Source organism: Achromobacter sp. SX5, assembly GCF_056711425.1.
The window spans coordinates 4728046-4748874 of the sequence record NZ_CM160041.1; the positions used below are offsets into that span (position 1 = coordinate 4728046).

At 66.9% G+C, this 20829-nt stretch carries 19 protein-coding genes; 7 read left to right on the plus strand and 12 right to left on the minus strand.

Annotated elements, in window-relative coordinates; genetic code table 11:
- Positions 1-115: 115 nt before the first annotated feature.
- Entirely contained in the window at positions 116-1168 is a 1053-nt protein-coding gene (locus AC1M14_RS22150) for a cytochrome d ubiquinol oxidase subunit II (protein WP_102775563.1), read from the minus strand.
- Positions 1165-2508, minus strand: coding sequence for a cytochrome ubiquinol oxidase subunit I (locus AC1M14_RS22155; protein WP_479730469.1), 1344 nt, complete (start codon positions 2506-2508; stop codon positions 1165-1167). Before AC1M14_RS22155 ends, AC1M14_RS22150 begins: the two co-directional genes overlap by 4 nt.
- A 136-nt stretch (positions 2509-2644) precedes the next feature.
- On the opposite strand from AC1M14_RS22155, the gene AC1M14_RS22160 reads away from it, so the two are divergent.
- The 4 genes from AC1M14_RS22160 to minE all read left to right on the plus strand — a co-directional run bounded on the left by AC1M14_RS22160 (position 2645) and on the right by minE (position 6639).
- Entirely contained in the window at positions 2645-4411 is a 1767-nt protein-coding gene (locus tag AC1M14_RS22160) for a glutamine--tRNA ligase/YqeY domain fusion protein (protein WP_102775561.1), read from the plus strand.
- 174 nt (positions 4412-4585) lie between these two features.
- On the plus strand, positions 4586-5434 hold the full coding sequence (gene minC / locus AC1M14_RS22165) for a septum site-determining protein MinC (protein ID WP_102775654.1): 849 nt from the start codon (positions 4586-4588) through the stop codon (positions 5432-5434).
- A gap of 128 nt (positions 5435-5562) precedes the next feature.
- Positions 5563-6378, plus strand: coding sequence for a septum site-determining protein MinD (minD, locus tag AC1M14_RS22170; RefSeq protein ID WP_102775560.1), 816 nt, complete (start codon positions 5563-5565; stop codon positions 6376-6378).
- Between the two features lie 3 nt (positions 6379-6381).
- A complete protein-coding gene (gene minE, locus AC1M14_RS22175) occupies positions 6382-6639 on the plus strand; it encodes a cell division topological specificity factor MinE (protein ID WP_102775559.1) in 258 nt (85 codons plus the stop codon).
- Between the two features lie 67 nt (positions 6640-6706).
- Here the strand turns inward: minE and AC1M14_RS22180 are convergent, their stop codons facing one another.
- The 4 genes from AC1M14_RS22180 to AC1M14_RS22195 all read right to left on the minus strand — a co-directional run bounded on the left by AC1M14_RS22180 (position 6707) and on the right by AC1M14_RS22195 (position 10566).
- Positions 6707-6934 carry a glycine zipper 2TM domain-containing protein gene (locus tag AC1M14_RS22180; protein WP_102775558.1) on the minus strand — a complete coding sequence of 76 codons (228 nt, stop codon included), beginning with the start codon at positions 6932-6934 and terminating at the stop codon, positions 6707-6709.
- 191 nt (positions 6935-7125) lie between these two features.
- Entirely contained in the window at positions 7126-7659 is a 534-nt protein-coding gene (locus AC1M14_RS22185; RefSeq protein WP_102775557.1) for an isochorismatase family protein, read from the minus strand.
- Between the two features lie 238 nt (positions 7660-7897).
- Positions 7898-9571, minus strand: a complete 1674-nt coding sequence (gene ettA / locus AC1M14_RS22190; protein ID WP_102775556.1) for an energy-dependent translational throttle protein EttA — start codon at positions 9569-9571, stop codon at positions 7898-7900.
- Positions 9572-9645: 74 nt separating this feature from the next.
- Positions 9646-10566 (minus strand): DMT family transporter, encoded by a 921-nt coding sequence (locus AC1M14_RS22195; RefSeq protein WP_102775555.1) that lies wholly within the window; start codon positions 10564-10566, stop codon positions 9646-9648.
- A gap of 97 nt (positions 10567-10663) precedes the next feature.
- On the opposite strand from AC1M14_RS22195, the gene AC1M14_RS22200 reads away from it, so the two are divergent.
- Positions 10664-11449: an AraC family transcriptional regulator gene (locus AC1M14_RS22200; protein ID WP_479730470.1), complete on the plus strand. Its 786-nt coding sequence runs from the start codon at positions 10664-10666 to the stop codon at positions 11447-11449.
- 116 nt (positions 11450-11565) lie between these two features.
- The gene (locus AC1M14_RS22205; RefSeq protein WP_102775553.1) at positions 11566-12075 is read left to right on the plus strand and encodes a hypothetical protein; all 510 of its coding nucleotides are present in this window, start codon (positions 11566-11568) and stop codon (positions 12073-12075) included.
- Positions 12076-12089: 14 nt separating this feature from the next.
- On the opposite strand, the gene AC1M14_RS22210 is transcribed toward AC1M14_RS22205, so the two are convergent.
- The 6 genes from AC1M14_RS22210 to AC1M14_RS22235 form a co-directional block, all read right to left on the minus strand.
- Positions 12090-13085 carry an ABC transporter ATP-binding protein gene (locus AC1M14_RS22210; RefSeq protein ID WP_479730471.1) on the minus strand — a complete coding sequence of 332 codons (996 nt, stop codon included), beginning with the start codon at positions 13083-13085 and terminating at the stop codon, positions 12090-12092.
- A complete protein-coding gene (locus tag AC1M14_RS22215; protein ID WP_111826682.1) occupies positions 13082-14062 on the minus strand; it encodes an ABC transporter ATP-binding protein in 981 nt (326 codons plus the stop codon). Before AC1M14_RS22215 ends, AC1M14_RS22210 begins: the two co-directional genes overlap by 4 nt.
- A 10-nt stretch (positions 14063-14072) precedes the next feature.
- Complete coding sequence (locus AC1M14_RS22220; protein ID WP_479730472.1) at positions 14073-14987, minus strand: ABC transporter permease; 915 nt, start codon at positions 14985-14987, stop codon at positions 14073-14075.
- The gene (locus AC1M14_RS22225; RefSeq protein WP_102775550.1) at positions 14987-15973 is read right to left on the minus strand and encodes an ABC transporter permease; all 987 of its coding nucleotides are present in this window, start codon (positions 15971-15973) and stop codon (positions 14987-14989) included. Before AC1M14_RS22225 ends, AC1M14_RS22220 begins: the two co-directional genes overlap by 1 nt.
- Positions 15974-16046: 73 nt before the next feature.
- Positions 16047-17621, minus strand: a complete 1575-nt coding sequence (locus AC1M14_RS22230; RefSeq protein ID WP_102775549.1) for an ABC transporter substrate-binding protein — start codon at positions 17619-17621, stop codon at positions 16047-16049.
- 173 nt (positions 17622-17794) lie between these two features.
- Positions 17795-18295 carry a MarR family winged helix-turn-helix transcriptional regulator gene (locus AC1M14_RS22235; RefSeq protein WP_479730473.1) on the minus strand — a complete coding sequence of 167 codons (501 nt, stop codon included), beginning with the start codon at positions 18293-18295 and terminating at the stop codon, positions 17795-17797.
- Positions 18296-18598: 303 nt separating this feature from the next.
- Here AC1M14_RS22235 and AC1M14_RS22240 point away from each other — a divergent pair, with 303 nt between their 5' ends.
- Positions 18599-20821 carry a thiamine pyrophosphate-dependent enzyme gene (locus tag AC1M14_RS22240; protein WP_479730474.1) on the plus strand — a complete coding sequence of 741 codons (2223 nt, stop codon included), beginning with the start codon at positions 18599-18601 and terminating at the stop codon, positions 20819-20821.
- Positions 20822-20829 lie beyond the last annotated feature (8 nt).

Here is a 20829-nt window from a genome sequence, read left to right on the forward strand (position 1 = left end):
ATCACGGCCGGCATCACCGTCGGCATCACGGCCGGCATCACCGTCGACATCACGGCCAGCATCCCAGTCGGCATCCCGGCCCGCATCAAATCGGCATCACGGCCGCCCCCACCCCTCACGCCGGCGGCGGCAGCAGCGGCACCGGCGGGCGTTCCTTGCCGAACACCGAGCGGTAGGCCAGGATGTTGAACACCAGCACCACCGGCACGCCCACGACCGCGCCGGCCAGGACCAGCCGCATCGAGCCCAGCGCGCCCGCGCCGTCCCAGATCGTCATGTCGTCCAGGATCAGATAGGGGAACAGGCTGTAGGCCAGGCCGCTCAGCATCAGCAGGAACAGGGCCACGCACAGCACGAAGGGCAGCCAGCTGAAACGGTCCGCCTTGCCGGGCAGCCGCGCCAGCAGCATTTCGGCCGCGACGAAGCCGGCCAGCATCAGCACCCAGACCGTGGCGGCCACGCTCAGGTGGGCGATGTTGCTCCATTTGTAGAAGATGCCGGCGTTGGCCAGCCCCAGCGTCACCGCGATCGACACCATGCCCACCGCCGTCCAGCGGATGGCGTGGCGCGCCCAGTTGGCCGCGCGCCGCTGCAGGTCGCCGTCGACCCGCATGACCAGCCAGGCCGCGCCCAGCAGGATATAGGCCGCCACCGCGCACAGGCCCACGAACACCGAGAACCAGCCGTAGCCGGCGTCGGACTGGTAGCCGGTGGCGATGCGGCCCAGCAGCATGCCCTGGCCGAAGGCGGTGATGAGCGAGCCGGCCCAGAAGCCGAAGATCCAGCGCGGCTTCATTTCGTTGCGCGCGCGGATGCGGAATTCGAACGCCACGCTGCGCAGCACCACGCCCAGCACCATGCAGGTGAGCGGCCCGTAGAGCTTGCCCAGCACCGCGCCCCAGGCGAACGGAAAGGCCGAGGCGAACAGCCCCATGCCCAGCAGCAGCCAGAACTCGTTGGCGTCGCGCCACGGACTCAGCAGGCTCATCATGCGGCCGCGCTCGTGCTCGGGCGCGAGCTGCAGCAGGATGCCCACGCCCAGGTCGAAGCCATCGAGCACCATGCCCGCGGCGATCACCACGAACAGCAGCGCCATGAACGCCAGCGGCATCCAGAACGAGGGGTCGTCGGGATTGAGGCCTTGCGAAGCGGCCAGCATGGCGATCATGGCGCACCTCCGGCCAGCTTGCGCACCGGCACCACGCCGTAGCGCGCCGCGTGGAACAGCATGCCGGCGAATGCGGCCAGCAGCACGGCGTACAACACGCCGTAGCCGATCAGGCCGTACAGCACGGTGTTGGACGAAACCGAACCCAGCACTTCCGATTGGGTGACGGTGCCGTTGACCACGAAGGGCTGCAGCCCGATCACCGACACCCACCAGCCCGCCACCACGGCGATGCCGCCCGAGAACATCATGCCGCACACCACCCGCTGCCACCAGCGCGGCAGCGTGGACAGGTCCAGCCCGCGCCGGAACGTCCACAGAAAGGTCACGCAGGCCACGGCCAGCATCAAGAGGCCCAGCCCGGCCGCCACGCGCAGCGACAGGAAGGTGAGCGCGACCGGCGGCAGCATGCCCGAATACTTGTCCAGCCCCTGGTAGGTGCCGTCAGGATTGCGGTGCAGCCACATCCCGCCCGCATTGCGCACGGTCACGTCGGCCAGGTTGCGATGGTTGCGGGCGTCGGGCCAGCCGAACAGCACCAGCTCCGGCTCGGCGCCGCTTTCCCAGTAGCCGGCCGCCGCGGCCGCCTTGGCCGGCTGCAGCTTGGCGACCAGCTGGCCGGCGCCGGTCGCGACCGGGATCTGCAGGAAGGCGGCTACCAGCGCGACCACCAGCGCGGTCTTGAACGCGTTGCGCTCGCCGTCGCCCAGCGGGCGGCGCAGCGCCTGCAAGGCGGTCACGCCCATCATCAGGAACGAGGCGGCCAGCGCCGCGCCCACCGCCACCACGGCCATGCGCCACCCCACCGAGGGGTTCAGCACCACGGCCACCCAGTCGTAGACCTGGTAGCGGCCGTCGACCAGCAGCGCGCCGTCGGGCGTCTGCATCCAGGATTGCAGGGCCAGCACCCAGAACACCGCCACCAGCTGCCCCACCGCCACCATCAGCACGGCCATCGTGTGCGCGCCGTCGGACACGCGCCGCTGGCCGAACAGCATCACGCCCAGGAAACACGATTTCAGGATGAACACGGAAAGAATGCCGTAGCCGAGCAAGGGGCCGGCCACGTTGCCGACCTTGTCCATCAGCCCGGCCCACAGGCTGCCCAGCTGGATCAGCACGGGCACGCTGGCCGCCAGCGTCAGCACGAAGGCGAGCGCGAAGATGCGCACCCAGAAGCGGTAGGCGGCCGTCCAACCGGGCAGGCCGGACCAGCGCGCCCGGACCTTGAAAAACAGCAGCACCCAGGCGAGCGCCAGGGAAACAGCCAGGAACAGCGCCAGGAAACTCAGGCTGGCCACGAACTGCGCGCGGGCCAGGGATAAGGTGGATATGTCCATGATGGGCCGTAGTGTAGAGCCAGTTACAAGACTGTGGGGACAGTTTGAAACCGGTTGCGCCAGCCCTGAAAAGGGATCTGCGGCGGAACATGGCAAAATTGACGCTTTGTCGCCGCTTTTTCCTATTCTTTCAAGAATGACCTCCGCCACGACGCCGACCCCCGCCGCCTCAAACTTCCTGCTGAACATCGTCCAGGACGATCTCGACGCCAACCGCTACGCTGGCAAGCGTTGGGCCGGCAAGCCTGGCCCGGCGGCGCAGCAACAGCAGGGCGGTCTGGATCCGGCCCGCATCCGCACGCGCTTTCCGCCGGAGCCCAACGGCTACCTGCACATCGGCCACGCCAAGAGCATCTGCGTGAACTTCGGGCTGGCGCGCGACTTCGGCGGCGTCTGCCACCTGCGCTTCGACGACACCAATCCCGAAAAGGAAGACCAGGAATACGTCGACGCCATCATCGAGGCCGTGCACTGGCTGGGCTTCGACTGGAAGGCCGACGGCAACGACAACCTGTATTTCGCGAGCGACTACTTCGGCTACATGTACGAGTTCGCCGAAGCGCTGATCGAGGCCGGCCATGCCTACGTCGACGAACAGAGCGCCGACGAGATCCGCGCCAACCGCGGCACGCTGACCGAGCCGGGCGTCAACTCGCCCTGGCGCGACCGCCCGGCCGCGGAATCGCTGGCCCTGCTGCGCGAAATGCGCGATGGCAAGCATCCCGACGGCAGCCTGGTGCTGCGCGCGAAGATCAACATGGCTTCGCCCAACATCAACCTGCGCGACCCGGTCATGTACCGCGTGCGCCACGCCACCCACCACCGCACCGGCGACCAGTGGTGCATCTATCCGATGTACAGCTGGGCGCATCCGGTCGAAGACGCGCTCGAAGGCATCACGCACAGCGTCTGCACGCTGGAGTTCGAAGACCAGCGTCCGTTCTACGACTGGATCCTGGAACGCCTGGCCGAGCTGGGCAAGCTGGCCCGCCCGCTGCCGCACCAGTATGAATTCGCGCGCCTGAATCTCAGCTACGTCGTCACCAGCAAGCGCAAACTGCTGCAGCTGGTGCGCGAAGGCTACGTGGACGGCTGGGACGACCCGCGCATGCCCACTATCTTCGGCCTGCGCCGCCGCGGCTACACGCCGTCGTCGATCCGCCTGTTCTGCGACCGCACCGCGGTTTCCAAGTCCGACTCGCGCATCGACTACAGCCTGCTCGAACAGGCCGTGCGCGACGACCTGGACCCGGTGGCCGCCCGTTCGGTGGCGGTGCTGGACCCGATCAAGCTGGTCCTCACCAACTATCCGGAAGGCCAGAGCGAGATCTGTACCGCGCCGCGCAACCCGCACGATCCGCAGGCCGGCCAGCGCGAGTTCCCGCTGTCGCGCGAGCTCTGGATCGAACGCGACGATTTCCGCGAGGAAGCCCCCAAGAAGTACTTCCGCCTGTTCCCGGGCAACACCGTGCGCCTGAAGTACGGCTACGTGGTGCGTTGCACCGGCTTCGTCAAGAACGAAGCGGGCGAGGTCGTCGAGGTCCATGCCGAGTACCTGCCCGACACCAAGAGCGGCACGCCGGGCGCCGACAGCGTCAAGGTCAAGGGCAACATCACCTGGGTCAGCGCGGCCCACGCGGTGCCGGCCCAGATCCACCTGTACGACCGGCTGTTCGCCGACCCGCGTCCCGACGCCGGCGACAAGGACTTCCTGACCTGCCTGAACCCGAATTCCAAGCAGACCGTCACGGCCTGGCTGGAACCGGGCACCGTGGCCTCGCCGGGCGCGACCTGGCAGTTCGAGCGCCTGGGCTACTTCGTGGCCGACGCCAAGGATTCCACGCCCGAGGCGCCGGTGCTCAACCGCATCGTGACCCTGCGCGACTCCTGGGCCCAGGGCTGAGGCGCCCCGGATCCGCACTGTCCGCGAAAGGCGCCGCAAGGCGCCTTTTCCTTGCCCGCTCCCCCTGTGGAAACACTCCCCTGGGACGTACGGCGGGTTATCATGCCCGACATCCCGCAGCCGGCCGCGCGCCTGCCGTTTCAGACGCCCGGACCGCCAGCAGCCACGACCAAGATGAACACTGAATCCCTAGCCCTGGACTTCAAAAGCGCCACTCTGTATGCGATCAGGGTGGTTCTGCACAGCGCCGATCCCGAACGCCTGGAAGCCGCCCTGGCCAAGCGCATGACGGACGCCGGCAGCTTCTTCGAGAACGAACCGGTGGTCATCGACGCCAGCCGCGTCGAAGAGACCATCGACTGGACCGCCCTGCTGGCGGCGCTGCGGGGCCATAACCTGCCCCCCATCGGCGTCGTGGCCGAAGGCGCCAACCTGGAGGCCGCCCGCGCCGCCGGGCTGACCCCGGTGGAGCTGTCCACGCCCGCGGCCCGTCCGGCCCCGGTCATCGACACCGCGCCGCCCAACGACGTCGCCACGCCCGTGCCTTCGGTGCCGGCCGCCGCCATCGAAACCGCGCCCGCGCCGGCCGAACCGGCCGCGGCCAAGCCCGACAGCGAGCCCCTGCCCGAGCGCGAAGCCAGCGGCGCCACCGCGGCCGCCAGCCCCACGCCCGCCGTGCCGCATTCGTCGTCGGCGCTGGTCATCACCCGGCCCCTGCGTTCCGGCCAGCGCGTCTATGCGCGGCACACCGACCTGGTGGTGATCGGCATGGTGAGCCAGGGCGCCGAAGTCATCGCCGACGGCAACGTGCACGTCTACGGCCCCCTGCGCGGCAAGGCCATGGCCGGCGCGCGCGGCGACACGTCGGCGCGCGTCTTCACCACGCATCTGGATGCCGAGCTGCTGGCCGTGGCCGGCGTCTACCGGGTGGTCGAGGACAAGCTGGACCGCAGCCTGCAGAACCAGCCGGCGCTGGTGCGGCTGGACGGCGACACGCTGCGCATCGAGGCCTTGAAGGCGTGAGCCGTGCGGGCCTGGAACCGGCGCCGGCATTGCGACTGCGCAACTTTCAACACATCCTGTAAGAAGCCTTACAAAGGCTTTTTGCTTTACGATAACGCGATTTATTCGAACATAAGGGTTTGATCGTCATGACACGCATTGTTGTGGTGACTTCCGGCAAAGGCGGCGTGGGCAAGACCACGACCAGCGCCAGTTTTTCTGCGGGACTCGCGATGCGGGGCCACAAAACCGCGGTCATCGACTTCGACGTCGGCCTGCGCAACCTCGACCTGATCATGGGCTGCGAGCGCCGCGTGGTGTACGACTTCGTCAATGTGATCCAGGGCGAAGCCACGCTCAACCAGGCGCTCATCAAGGACAAGCAGCTCGAGAACCTGTTCATCCTGCCGGCCTCGCAAACGCGCGACAAGGACGCGCTGACGCAGGAAGGCGTGGAAAAGGTCATCAACGACCTCAAGGGCATGGGCTTCGAGTACATCGTCTGCGACTCGCCCGCCGGCATCGAGACGGGCGCGCTGATGGCCGCCTACTTCGCCGACGACGCGCTGGTCGTGACCAACCCGGAAGTCTCGTCCGTGCGCGACTCCGACCGCATCCTGGGCATCCTGTCGGCCAAGTCCAAGCGCGCGGTCGAGGGCGACGAGCCGGTCAAGGAATACCTACTGCTGACGCGCTACAGCCCCAAGCGCGTGGTCGACGGCGAAATGCTGTCGCTGACCGATATCGAAGACATCCTGCGCATCAAGCTGATCGGCGTCATCCCCGAATCGGAATCGGTGCTGCAGGCGTCGAACCAGGGCCTGCCGGCCATCCACCTGAAAGACTCCGACGTCTCCGAAGCCTACAAGGACGTCGTGGCCCGTTACCTTGGCGAAGACAAGGCCCTGCGCTTTACCGATTATGAAAAGCCCGGTTTCCTGAAACGCCTGTTCGGAGGCAAGTAAGCAATGTCCTTCCTGTCGTTTCTACTCGGTCAAAAGAAGACCTCCGCTTCCGTCGCCAAGGAGCGGTTGCAGATCATTCTGGCCCACGAGCGCGGCCGCGGCGACTCGCCCGACTACCTGCCGCAGCTGCAGCAGGAACTGATCGCCGTCATCTCGAAATACGTGAAGATCAACCCCAACGACATCAAGGTGCACCTGGAACGCCAGGACACGCTGGAAGTGCTGGAGGTGAAGATCGAAATGCCGCAGAACGAAACCTGAGACCGCCCCCGCGCGGCCACAAAAAACGCCCGGCGATGCCGGGCGTTTTGCATGGGGCGGGCCGTGCTTAGCGCCGCTTGCCGACCTGATCGCCGATCACGCCGCCGATCGCCGCTCCGCCCACCGTACCGAGGACGCCGCCGTTGGTGATCACGGCGCCAGCCACGCCGCCCAACGCAGCGCCGCCGACGGCGCTTTTCTGGCGATGGCTCATGCCGTCCCAGGAAGAGCAGCCGGCCATGGCGGCGGTCATCGCCAGCGCGACACAGATTTTGGAGAGAGATGCGATTTTCATGGTGTGGTTCCTATTCTCATACCCGGGACCGCGCCTATGAAACAGGACGCGAGCACGCGGTTCCCTTGCGGGTTTGGAACCTTCAGGATCGCAAAATATTCTTGCGCTGGCTGTTAGGTTTGCCCATGAATTGTGTCAAAGGGCGAGAGAATCTTTGCATCCCCCGGGGACTGTGTTGCAGGCGGCCGGCGCTATTTGACCAGACGTAACACCTCGCGGAAGCGCGGGTGCTCGCAAGTGCGCATCCACTCGAAAATCGCCATTTCCGACGTGACGATTTCAGCGCCGTGGGCGCGCGCGCGGCGCAGCGCGGCGTGATGGTCGGACGGCTTGCGCGAACCCGCGGCATCGCTGACCAGGGCCGCGTGATAGCCCAGGTCGAGCAGGCCGATCACGGTCTGCAGCACGCAGATGTGCGCCTCGCAACCCGCCACCAGCACCGTCTTGCGTCCCGCCGGCAGCCAGGCCTCGAAACCGGGTTCGAGCGCCGAAGAGAAATGCATTTTCTGGAAAGTGGTCTGCACCTGCGCGCGCAGCGGCTCGACCGTCGCGCCCAGCATCTTGGCGTGATGCTCGGTGGCGGCCACCGGCACGTCCAGCAGCCGCGCGGCCTGCGCCAGCTTGTGCGCGGCGTCGAGCACGGCCTGGCCTTCGTGGATCACCGGCATCAGCCGTCCCTGCATGTCGACGATCAGCAAGGTGGAATCGGCGGCGGAAAGCAGCATGGTCTGGACTCCTGAAGGAAGGTGCCGGGTTGCGGTTGCGGGCGTGATGGTGATTGTAGGATGGGTGCAGCGCGCGGACTTGCGGGCAAGAATTCCGGTATCGAGCGCGCGTAACCCATCGGCCGGCGAAAGCCGGCATTCGTCTCTTGCCACGAAAGGCGGCGGCTGGCGCCGCCTGATGGGTTACGCGCGTTCGATACCTGGGTTCTTGCCTAAGGATTCTCGCGCTGCACCCATCCTACTTCAAGGCCTTGTACCGCAGGCGCTTGGGCTTGGCGCCCTCTTCGCCCAGGCGGCGCTTCTTGTCCGCTTCGTATTCCTGGTAGTTGCCGTCGAAGAACACCACTTGCGAATCGCCTTCGAAAGCCAGGATGTGGGTGGCGATACGGTCCAGGAACCAGCGGTCGTGGCTGATCACCATGACGCTGCCGGGGAACTCCAGCAAGGCGTCTTCCAGCGCGCGCAGCGTTTCGACGTCGAGGTCGTTGGACGGTTCGTCAAGCAACAGCACGTTGCCGCCGGCGATCAGCGTCTTGGCCATGTGCAGGCGGCCGCGTTCGCCGCCGGACAGCTGGCCCACCAGCTTGTTCTGGTCGCCGCCCTTGAAGTTGAAGCGGCCCAGGTAGGCGCGCGAGGACATCTCGAACTTGCCCACCGTCAGCAGGTCGGCGCCGTCGGCCACGGCGTCGAACACGGTCTTCTTGTCTTCCAGCGCGTCGCGCGACTGGTCCACGTAGGCCAGCTTCACGGTCTGGCCGATCTTGACCTCGCCCGAGTCCGGCTGCTCGCGGCCGGCGATCATGCGGAACAGCGTCGACTTGCCGGCGCCGTTGGCGCCGATGATGCCGACGATGGCGCCCGGCGGCACCTTGAAGCTGAGGTTGTCGATCAGCAGGCGGTCGCCGTAGGCCTTGCTGACGTTATTGAATTCGATGACCTCGTTGCCCAGGCGCTCGCCCACGGGAATGAAGATTTCCTGGGTTTCGTTGCGTTTCTGGTATTCGTAGGACGACAGTTCCTCGAAGCGGGCCAGGCGCGCCTTGGCTTTGGCCTGGCGGCCCTTGGGGTTCTGGCGCACCCATTCCAGTTCTTTCTTGATGGTCTTCTGGCGCGCGGATTCCGAGGCCTCTTCCTGCTTGAGGCGGTCTTCCTTCTGCTCCAGCCACGAGCTGTAGTTGCCCTTCCAGGGAATGCCGTGGCCGCGGTCCAGTTCGAGGATCCATTCGGCCGCGTTGTCCAGGAAGTAGCGGTCGTGGGTCACGCCCACCACGGTGCCCGGGAACTTGTGCAGGAACTGCTCCAGCCATTCCACGCTTTCGGCGTCCAGGTGGTTGGTGGGCTCGTCCAGCAGCAGCATGTCGGGCTTGGACAGCAGCAGGCGGCACAGCGCGACGCGGCGCTTCTCGCCGCCGGACAGGTTGCCGATCACGGCGTCCCAGGGCGGCAGGCGCAGCGCGTCGGCGGCGATTTCCATCTGGTGCTCGATGTCGTCGGCGCCGCTGGAGGCCGCGGCGGCGATGATGGCTTCGAGCTCGGCCTGTTCGGCGGCCAGCGCGTCGAAATCGGCGTCCGGCTCGGCATAGGCGGCATAGACCTCGTCGAGGCGCTTCTTGGCGGTGACGACGGCGCCCAGGCCTTCCTCGACCGCCTGGCGCACGGTGTGCTCGGGGTTCAACTGCGGTTCCTGCGGCAGGTAGCCGATGTTCAGGCCCGGCATGGGGATGGCTTCGCCCTCGATTTCCTTATCGACGCCGGCCATGATCTTCAGCAGCGTCGACTTGCCCGAGCCGTTCAGGCCCAGCACGCCGATCTTGGCGCCAGGAAAAAACGAAAGCGAGATGTCGCGCAGGATCTGCCGCTTGGGCGGCACGATCTTGCCGACGCGGTTCATGGTGTAGACGTATTGGGCCATGGGCTCGTATCGGAGATATAGCTGATAAACCGCTGATTGTAGGCCGGAACCCCGGCCCGCGGGCGCGCGCGCCGTCAGGCCGCGCGGGGCTGCTGCGCCGCGCGGCCGACGCGCATCTGCGCCAGCATCACGCCGGCCAGCGCCATCGCGCCGCCGACGATGTGGAACACGTGCGGCTTTTCGTCCAGGAACAGCGCGGCGATGGCGACCGTGGCCACCGGCATCACGTTCAGGAAGATGCTGGCGCGGTTCGGCCCCAGGTGCTTGACGCCCTGCATCCACAGGAAAGGCGCGAACAGCGACGGAAACAGCGCGGCGTACAGCACCAGCGGCAGGTTCTCGCCGTTGAGCGGCGAGGCCGGCGCCAGCAGGAAGGCCGGCAGCTGGAACAGCACGCCGAAGCCGACCTGCACGTACAGCGACTGCCACGGCCCCACGGGCAGCGCCCAGCGGCGCAGCAGCACGCCGTACAGCGCGTACGCCAGCGCGCCTATGCCCATCAGCACGTCGCCGCGATTGGCGCCCACCGCCAGCAGGCGGGCCGGATCGCCCTCGCCTATCAGTAGCGCCAGGCCGGCCAGCGACAGCAGGCCGCCCAGCATCGCCATCGCCGAAGGCCGCTCGCGCAGCACCACCGCCACCACGGCGATGGTCATCAGCGGAATCATGGCGGTGATGATGCCCATGTTGGTGGCCGTGGTGCTGGCGGCCGCCACATAGGCCAGGCCCTGGTACAGCGCCATGCCCAGCCCGCCCAGCACCGCGAACTTCAGCAGGTTGGGCCGGATCTGGCGGCGCTGCGCCCATACGCCGGGCAGCGCGAACGGGGTCAGGATCACGCCGGCCAGCGCCCAGCGGTAGAACCCGATGGCCGCGGGCGCGATCACGCCGGCGGCCATCTTGGTCACGATCATGTTGACCGACCAGATCAGGGCCGCCAGCAGGGGAAACAGCAGATAACGGGCGGGCGGGTGCGCGGCGGCGGGGGTGGGCATGGCGGGGACATCGAAACAGAACGGGAGCGAGCAAGTGTAGGACGTGTCTGACCCGATGTATATAATGAGAAACAGACAAATCCTGCGAAGTTCCGACATGCCGTCCGCCGATTCCGCGCCGCAGCTTGCCGGCCACCTGCCCTATCCGCTGGCCTGCCGCATCCTGCATTTCACGCCCCGTTCGCGCATGCGCCGCCATGCCTCGCCATGGGCGGAACTGAATTTCGCGATCTCCGGCATCATGGAAATCGGCATAGGCGGCGTCAGCTACCTGTCTCCGCCGCAGTACGCCATCTGGATACCGCCGCACGTCGAACACTGCTGCCAGAACCAGGACGAAGTGCATTACGCCTGCATCGACATTCCGGCGGCGGCATGCGCCGGCCTGCCCGAACAGCCCTGCACGCTGGAGATCAGTCCGGTGATGCGGGCGATTCTGGCCGACTTCGAACGGCGGGCGGTCACCTATCCGGATACGCCCGAAGACCGGCGGATGGCGCAGATCGTCATCGACCAGGCGCGCCAGGCGCGCGCCTACGCCAGCTATCTGCCGTCCACCGGCGACCCGCTGCTCGCGCCCATCCTGGCGGCGCTGCAGCGGCATCCGGGCGACAAGCGCGGCGCCGCGCACTGGGCCGCCAGCGCCGGCGTCACGGAGCGCACGCTGCTGCGCCGCTGCCAGCAGCACCTGGGCATGTCCTTCAACGAATGGCGCCTGCGGCTGCGGGTCGTGAGCGCGCTGGGCCTGCTGGACGCGGGCAGATCGGTCCAGTCGGTGGCGCATGAGCTGGGCTACAGCACGCCGTCGGCCTTCATCGCCATGTTCCAGCGGCTGACCGGCACGTCGCCCGACAGCGCGCGCCGCCGCGACGTCCTGCCCTGACCCGGGAAAATCGCGTCGGCCAAGCGTCGGATGCAAGCGCGGGCCGATCGCGAGACAATACGGTTTACTTTCGTATTGCCGTGCCGTCGCGGCTTCATCGCGCCCAGGAACCTCTCATGTCCGCCTCCGCCACTCCCCCAGCTTCCCTGACCCATTTCAACGCCGCCGAACTGGACATGCTGGCCAAGACCGCCGACGCCCTGAGCGCCTATCTGGGCAAGCCGGTGCTGGCCGAGGTGGTGCTGGGCGACGAAGGCACCGAATGGGTGACCTATGGCGTGCCCGTGGACGAGAACGCCAAGCCCGACGACGAGCAGACCCACGTCCAGCTCGGCGGCCCCGGCGCGCGTCTGCTGGGCAACCGCGGCGGGCTGCCGCCGTCCGACGACGATAGCTACGATTGCCTGTATCTCTGGGCCATCGAAATCTCGCTCAACGAAGGCGAGCGCTTCGTCAAGCTCGACCAGGACGGCGAAGAATCCGCCTGGTCCGACAGCCTGGAAGACGTGCTGCCGTTCGCGCTCACCGAAGAGCCCATGCCGGAAGATCCGGACGAAGACGACGATGAAGACGACGAAGACGAGGATGAGGGCGAAGAAGCGGACGGCGACGCCCGCCGCCACTGACCGCCCCGCGCGGATCACACCGTGATCCGCCCCTCCTGCACCGCGTGACAGGCCACCACCGACACGCCCGAGGCCAGCGCGGCCGGCGCTTCGCGCTTGCAGCGGTCATTGGCGTGCGGGCAGCGAGGATGGAACGTGCAGCCCGACGGCGGATTGAGCGGATTCGGCACCTCGCCCGCCACCGCCGTGCGCGGCTTGCCCGCGCCGTTGATGTCGGGAATGGCCTGCAGCAGCATCCGCGTGTACGGATGCCGCGGCCGCGCGAACAGCTCGTCGCGCGGCGCCACTTCCACCATGCGACCCAGGTACATCACTCCCACCCGGTCGGCCACGTGGTGCACCACCGCCAGGTTGTGGGAAATGAACAGATAGGTCAGCCCCAGCTCGCGCTGCAGGTCCTTCATCAGGTTCAGCACCTGGGCCTGCACCGACACGTCGAGCGCCGAGGTCGGCTCGTCGCACACCAGGAATTCCGGATTGACCGCCAGCGCCCGCGCAATCGAGATGCGCTGGCGCTGGCCGCCCGAGAACTGGTGCGGATAGCGTCCCTGGTCCGCCGGGTCCAGGCCGACCTGCCGCAGCAGCTCGCCGACGCGGGCGCTGCGCTCGGCGGGCGTCATCCGCGTATGGGTCAGCATGGGCTCGGCGATGATGCGTCCGACCCGCCAGCGCGGATTCAGGCTGGCATAGGGGTCCTGGAAAATCATCTGCAGGCGCTTGCGCAGCGCCCGTCCGCCCGGCTCCGCCATGCGCGACAGGGGCTGGCCGTCGAAGCGGATGTCGCCGCGCGTCAGCTCGTACAGGCCGACCAGCATGCGCGCCACGGTCGACTTGCCGCAGCCCGATTCGCCCACCAGCGCCAGCGTCTCGCCGCGCGCGATCTCGAACGACACGCCGTCCACGGCGCGCAGCATCACCTGCGGCTTGCGCGCCAGCTTGCGTTCCAGCCAGGGCGGCGACACGTCGAACCAGCGGGCCGCGTCCTTGACTTCAACCAGGGGGGTGCTCATGCCGCCACCTCCGCTTTGTTTTCATGGAGCCAGCAGGCCGCTTGTGACGTTCCTGCGGGCATGAGTTCGGGCCGGTCGCGCTCGCAGCGCGGCAGGCGCTGCCCGCAACGCGGATTGAAGGCGCAGCCGGGCGGAATCGCGTTCAGCCGCGGCATGCTGCCGTCGATCTGCACCAGCCTGTCGGCATGCGCGTCCAGTGTGGGAATGGAGCCCATCAGCCCCGCCGTGTAAGGATGGCGCGGCTTGTGGATGACGTCGGCCACCGGGCCGATCTCGGCCACGCGCCCGGCGTACATCACCGCCACGCGGTCGGCGGTTTCGGCGATCACGCCCATGTCGTGCGTGATCAGCATCACCGCCGTGCCGTGCTCTCGGCACAGGCGCTTGAGCAGTTCGATGATCTGCGCCTGGATCGATACGTCCAGCGCCGTGGTCGGCTCGTCGGCCACCACCAGCTTGGGCTCGGCCGCCAGGGCCAGCGCGATCACCACGCGCTGGCGCATGCCGCCCGAGAACTGGTGCGGATAGTGGTCGATGCGCTCGCGCGCCGCCGGAATGCCGGTGGCCGCCAGCAGCTCGACGGCGCGGTTGCGCGCCTGCGACCAGCTCATGTCCAGATGCGTGACGATGGTCTCGGCCAGCTGCCGGCCCACCGTGTACAGCGGATTGAGCGAGGTCAGCGGGTCCTGGAACACCGCGCCGATTTCGCGGCCGCGCACGCGGCGCATCTGCTCGTCGGGCAGGTTGTCGATGCGGCGGCCGGCCAGCAGGATCTCGCCCGCGGCCACGCGCCCCGGCGGCTCCAGCAGCCCGATGATGGACGCGCCGGTCAGCGACTTGCCGGCCCCGGACTCGCCCACCACGCCCAGCACTTCGCCTTCCTGGATGGAGAACGACACGTCGTCCAGCGCGCGCAGCGTGCCGCGGCGGGTGGGAAATTCCACCCGCAGGTTGCGGACTTCAAGTAAAGCGCTCATGCGCGACACCTCAATTCAGTTTGGGGTTGAGCGCGTCGCGGAGCCAGTCGCCCAGCAGATTGACGGACAACACCAGCAGCACCAGCGCCGCGCCCGGGAAAATGGTGATCCACCACTCTCCGGAAAACAGGAAGTCATTGCCGATGCGAATCAGCGTGCCCAGCGAAGGCGCCGTCGGCGGCACTCCCACGCCCAGGAACGACAGCGTCGCCTCGGTGATGATGGCAGTGGCCAGGTGCACGGTGGCCAGCACCAGCACCGGCCCCAGCACGTTGGGCAGCACGTGGCGGAACATGATGACCGGCGAGGCCACGCCGATGACCCGCGCCGCCTGCACGTATTCGCGGTTCTTCTCCACCAGCGTGGAGCCGCGCACCGTGCGCGCGTATTGCGGCCAGCCCGCCAGCGCGATCGAGCCGATCAGCACGGGAAAGGCGATCAGCTCGTGCATTTCGCGCGGCACGGCGGCGCGCGCCACGCCGTCGATCAGCAGCGCGATCAGGATGGCGGGAAACGACAGCTGCACGTCGGCCACGCGCATGATGAAGGCGTCGATCCGCCCGCCCGCGTATCCCGACACCAGGCCCAGCACGATGCCGATCAGCATGGACAGCAGCACCGAGGCCAGGCCAATCAGCAGCGACACGCGCGTGCCGTACAGAATGGCCGAAAACAGGTCGCGCCCCTGGCTGTCCGTGCCCAGCAGATAGGTGGACTGCCCGTCGGCCTCCCAGACCGGCGGCAGCAGCGCGTCCAGCAGCTCCACCTTGGTCAGGTCGAAGGGGTTGTGCGGCGCCACCCAGCCGGCCCCGAAGGAACAGACGAGCAGCAGCGCCAGCAGCACGGTGGCGGCGATGGCCACGGGAGCCCGGCGCCAGGCCCAGGCGATGTCGCTGTCCCACCAGCGTTTGAGTACGGCGCGCATCAGTGAGCCCCCCCGCGTGTCAGCCCGGAGCGCAGGCGCGGGTCCACGACGAAATACAGAAGATCGACGACCAGGTTGATGACCACGAACACCAGCGCGATCAGGCACAGGTACGCGGCCATGACCGGCACGTCGGCGAATTGCACCGCCTGGATGAACAGCAGGCCCATGCCCGGCCACTGGAACACCGTCTCGGTCACGATGGCGAAGGCGATGATGCCGCCGAGCTGCAGGCCGGTGATGGTGATGACCGGCACCATCGTGTTCTTCAGCGCGTGGCCGAAGTGGATGGCGCGGCGCTTCAGGCCGCGGGCGCGCGCGAACTTGATGTAGTCCGAACGCAGCACCTCCAGCATTTCGGAGCGCACCAGCCGCAGCACCAGCGTCATCTGGAACAGCGACAGCGTGATGGACGGCAGGATCAGGTGCTTCCACCCCGTGACGGTGAACAGCCCCGACGTCCACCAGCCGATGCCGACGGTATCGCCGCGCCCGTAGCTGGGCAGCCAGCCCAGTTGCACGGAAAACACCAGGATCAGCAGGATGCCGATCAGGAAGGTCGGCAGCGACACCCCCAGCAGCGAGCCGGCCAGCAGCAGCTGCGACAGCAGGCTGTTGCGCTTGAGCGCGGTGTAGACGCCCAGCGGCACGCCCAGCAGCAGCGCCAGCAGCGCGGCCACGACGGACAGCTCCAGCGTGGCCGGCAGGCGCGACTTCAGCAGCGCGGATACGGGTTCGCTCTGGCGCAGGGAGATGCCGAAATTGCCCTGCACGGCGTTGGCCACGAAGTGGCCGAACTGGACGATGGCCGGCTCGTTCAGGCCCAGGCGTTCACGCAGTGCCATGCGTTCGGCGTCGGTGGCGTCCTGCCCCAGCATGATGGTGACGGGATCGCCGACGTATTGGAAAAGCACGAATGCCAGCAGCGCGACGGTGAGCATCACCGCCACGGCCTGCAGCAGGCGGCGCAGTATGAAAGCAAACATAGGAGAAAAGGCGAATTGGCGGAGCCCCGGAAGGGCCCCGCCCTGGATTAGGGTCTTTCAACCCTGGACGGGATCAGTCGACCTTGACCCAGTCGGCGACCAGACGGTTGTCGGCGCGGTGCACCACCGTCACGTTCTTGCGCATGGCCCAGGGAATGACCTGGTCGTGCAGCGGGATGTGGCCGAAGTCCTTGGCGTGCCCTTCCAGCACCTTGATGATGTCGGCGTCGCGCTTGGCCGGATCGGTCTCGGTCTTGATCCGGTCGATGACGGCGTCCAGTTCCTTGTTGCTGTAGTTGCCCAGGTTGTACATGCCGTCCGCGCCTTCGCCCTTGGTGCGGATCAGGTTCTGCAGCGTGTACATGGCGTCGAAGGTGGGCACGCCCCAGCCGAACAGGTAGGCGCTGGTGTCGTACGACTGCACCTTGGGGAAGTAGGTGGCGCGCGGCATGGCGTTCATGGTGGCCTTCACGCCCACCTTGGCCCACATGCCGATGACGGCCTGGCAGATGGCCTCGTCGTTGATGTAGCGGTTGTTGGGGCAGTCCAGCGTGAAGTTGAGCGTGCCGTCGTAGCCGGCTTCCTTGAGCAGCGCGCGCGCCTTGTCGGCGTCGTAGGGCACGCGCTTGTGCAGCGACTCGGCCCAGCCGTGCACCTGCGGCGCGATCATGGTGCCGGTGGGCGCGGACAGGCCGCGCATCACGGCGCGCTTGATCGCGTCCACGTCGATGGCGCGGTACAGCGCCTCGCGCACGCGCACGTCCTGGAACGGGTTCTTGCCCTTGATGGTGGAGTACTGCAGCTCGGGACGCTTCTGGTCCAGGCCCAGGTAGATGGTGCGGTATTCGTTGCCCTCGACCACCTTGGCCGACTGGCGCAGGCGATCCAGGTCCTGGGCCGCCGGGTCCAGCACGAAGTCGATCTCGCCCGACAGCAGCGCCGCGGTGCGCGTGGCGTTCTGCTTGATCGGCGTGAACACGACTTCGGTCACGTTGCCGACCTTGCCGGCCTTGTTCCACCAGTCCTTGTTCTCCTCGAACACGGTGCGCACGTCCACTTCACGCGACTTCAGCTTGTAGGGGCCGGTGCCGTTGGTATTGCGCGCGCCGTAGGTTTCTTCCTTGTTGACGAAGTCCTGCGGCTTGGCGATGTTGTGCTTCTCGGCCCAGGCCTTGTTCATGATGAACACATTGGTCAGCTGGCGCAGCAGCACGGGATTGGGTGCCGAGGTCTCCACCTCGACCGTCAGGTCGTCGACCTTGCGCGCTTCCTTGATGCCGGTGGTGTAGGCCTTGTAGTTCGAGGTCGGAGCCATCGCGCGGTGGATCGAGAACACCACGTCGTCGGCGGTGAAGGCGGCGCCGTCGTGGAACTTCACGTTCGGGCGCAGCTTGAAGCGGTACAGCGTGGGCGAGACCTGCTGCCATTCGGTGGCCAGGCGCGGGGTCAGCTTGAAGGACTTGTCGTAGTCCACCAGCGGTTCGTAGATATAGCTGTTGGCGGCGATCGTCATGCCTTCGTTCTGCGAGTGCGGGTCGAAGGTGAGGATGTCGCCCTGGGCGGCCCAGCGGAAGGTTTTGGCCTGCCCGATCGAGGGCGCGGCCACGGCGGCTGCGGCGATCGCGATAGCAATCAAAGTGCGGCGCATAGGATCAACTCCTGACAGTAGTCTGAATACCGGCGCGATATTGCCTACCCGCGGAACCCCCGTCAATTCAGGGTTTATGCGTACCGGAACAGGTTTTCCCAGAGGGAAAACTATTAGGGACGCATATGCTTGTAACAAAAAAATAGGACGAACGCTGTTCGGTTTTGTGCCGCCTATTCTTCTTCTGCAATCGGCAGTTCCAGCGGCACGTGCTCGGTCATCAGCACTTCCAGCATCTCGATCAGCTGCGCGGCCTTTTCCTCGCCGAAGGGCGCCAGCACCGCCTTCTGGTGCTGCATGGCCTGCTCGCACAGCGAGGCGATCAGGTTCGATCCCTTGGCCGTGATGCGCACGCGCGTCTGGCGCCGGTCCGCCCGCACGCCGTTGCGCGCCACCAGGCCTTCGGCCTCCATGCGCTGCACCACCTTGCTCAGCGTGGGCTGTTTGGTGATGGCCAGCACCGCCAGCGAGCCTATGGTTTCGCCCTCGCTGCCCTGCAGGCTGGCCAGCACCCGCCACTGGGTCACCGACAGGCCGGCCGCCCTGACCTGCAGGTGGAACTCCGCCGAAATGCGCTGGCTGGCCTGCGCCAGCAGATAGGCGAGGTAGCCGTCGACGAAACGGGGAGCGCCGCGCGCCGCCGTGGAAGTGTCCCGCTGCTTCTGCAATTCCATGCTGTTCTGCTCCGATGTCCGCGCCCGGGCGCATGCTGTTGCGCAACACAGGGTATACCCGGAATCGCAACCCGTTTTTGCACTCTGACGGGGCGCGCGGCGTGCCCCAAACTAGTGATCAACGAGTATATACATCCTTGTTTTATTGCGATATTTTTTTCTTTCCATGAAATTTCATCTTTTTTGTTGACAGCTAAAACGTTGACTCCTAAAGTATTTTTTAGATGAATTTTCCATGACGTGGCGATGCTGCGCAGCAGCAACGGCTGAGGACCCGACGACCGGGCCCGCAAGGAGTTCCTGATGGCAGAAAGGTCTTTCAAGAAAGAAGTCCAGCAACTGCGAATCGGCGCGGGCGAAGAGTTCCGCGGCGAGGGGATTCTTGCGGTCACCAAGGCCCTGCTGCAATCCGGCGTGGGCTACGTCGCCGGCTACCAGGGTTCGCCGATCTCGCACCTGATGGACGTGCTGGCCGACGCCAACGACATCCTGCAGGAACTCGGCGTGCACTTCGAGGCCAGCGCCTCGGAAGCCACCGCGGCCGCCACGCTGGCGGCCTCGGTCATGTATCCGATCCGCGGCGCGGTCACCTGGAAATCCACCGTGGGCACCAACGTCGCCTCCGACGCGCTGGCCAACCTGGCCTCGGGCGGCGTCACCGGCGGCGCGCTGGTGATCGTGGGCGAGGACTACGGCGAAGGCTCGTCCATCATGCAGGAACGCTCGCACGCGTTCGCCATGAAGTCGCAGATCTGGCTGCTGGACCCGCGTCCCAACCTGGAAAGCATGGTCAAGGCGGTCGAGGACGGGTTCGAATTGTCCGAGGCCAGCAAGACGCCGGTGATGCTGCAGCTGCGCATCCGCGGCTGCCACGTGCATGGCCGCTTCATCGCCAAGGAAAACAAGCGTCCTGCGTTTTCGCTGGCCCAGGCGCTGGAAAGCCCCGAGCGCGACACCAGCCGCATCGTGCTGCCGCCGGCCTCGTTCCTGCACGAGCAGGAAAAGATCAAGGAGCGCTGGCCCGCCGCCATCCGCTACATCAAGGAACACAGGCTCAACGAGTTCTTCGACGGCGAGCAGGACGACGTGGGCCTGATCCTGCAGGGCGGCCTCTACAACGGCGTCATCCGCGCGCTGCAGCTGCTGGGCCTGGCCGACCACTTCGGCAACAGCCGCATTCCGCTGTACGTCATGAACGTGACCTATCCCGTGATCGAGGACGAGGTCGTCGAGTTCTGCCGGGGCAAGCGCGCCGTGCTGCTGCTGGAAGAAGGCCAGCCCGACTATATCGAGCAGAACCTGCACGCGGTGCTGCGCCGCGCCGGCGTCCAGACGCGGCTGTCCGGCAAGGACGTGCTGCCCATGGCCGGCGAGTACACCACCCAGGTCATGCGCGACGGTCTGCGCGAATTCCTCAAGCGCAACCGCCCGCAATCGCTGCAGACGCACCCTGCCGTGGCGGCCGACGCCCAGGCCGCCGAACGCCAGCTCGAAATCACCGAACTAGCGCGGCCCAGGCCGGCCCGGCCGGCCGAGCAGCCCATCACTTTCCACAAGCACGTCGAAGGCCTGGCGGCGGTGGTGCCGCCGCGGCCGGCGGGCTTCTGTACCGGCTGTCCGGAGCGGCCGATCTTCTCGGCGCTGACCCTGGCGCAGGATAAGCTGGGCCAGCACCACATTTCGTGCGACATCGGCTGCCACCTGTTCTCCATCCTGCCGCCCTTCAACCTGGGCGCCACCACCATGGGCTACGGCCTGGGCGCCTCCAGCGCGGCGGCGTTCAACGTGCCGGCGGCCAAGCGGCCCATTTCCATCATGGGCGACGGCGGCTTCTGGCACAACGGGCTGGCCTCGGGCATCGGCAACGCGGTGTTCAACAAGTACGACGGCGTGATCGTCATCGTCGACAACTACTACTCCTCGGCCACCGGCGGCCAGGACATCCTGTCCTCGCGCGCCGACAACCCGGACCGCTCGACCAACAACCCCATCGACGAGGCCGTGCGCGGGGTCGGCGTGAAATGGGTGCGCACGCTGGACCGCACCTACGACGTGGCCAAGGTGCGCGCCACCCTCGAAGAGGCGCTGACCACCGACGTCAAGGGCCCCAAGGTCATCATCGCGCAGTCCGAATGCATGCTGAACAAGCAGCGCCGCGTCAAGCCGCTATTCAACCAGGCGGTGAAGGCGGGCAAGCGCGCGGTCAAGGAACGCTTCGGCGTGGACCCCGACGTCTGTACCGGCGACCACGCCTGTATCCGCCTGTCGGGCTGTCCGTCGCTGACGGTCAAGGACAGCGGCGATCCGCTCAAGGAAGATCCGGTCGCGCACGTCGAAAGCAGCTGCGTGGGCTGCGGCAACTGCGGCGAAGTGGCCCATGCCGCCGTGCTGTGCCCGTCGTTCTACCGCGCCGACATCGTCCACAACCCGACCGGCCGGGACCGCTTCATGGCGCGCATGCGCGGCGCCGTGATCGGCTTTCTGCAACGGCGCCGCGCCGCGCGCCTGACCCATGACGCCCTTTGAGGAACCCT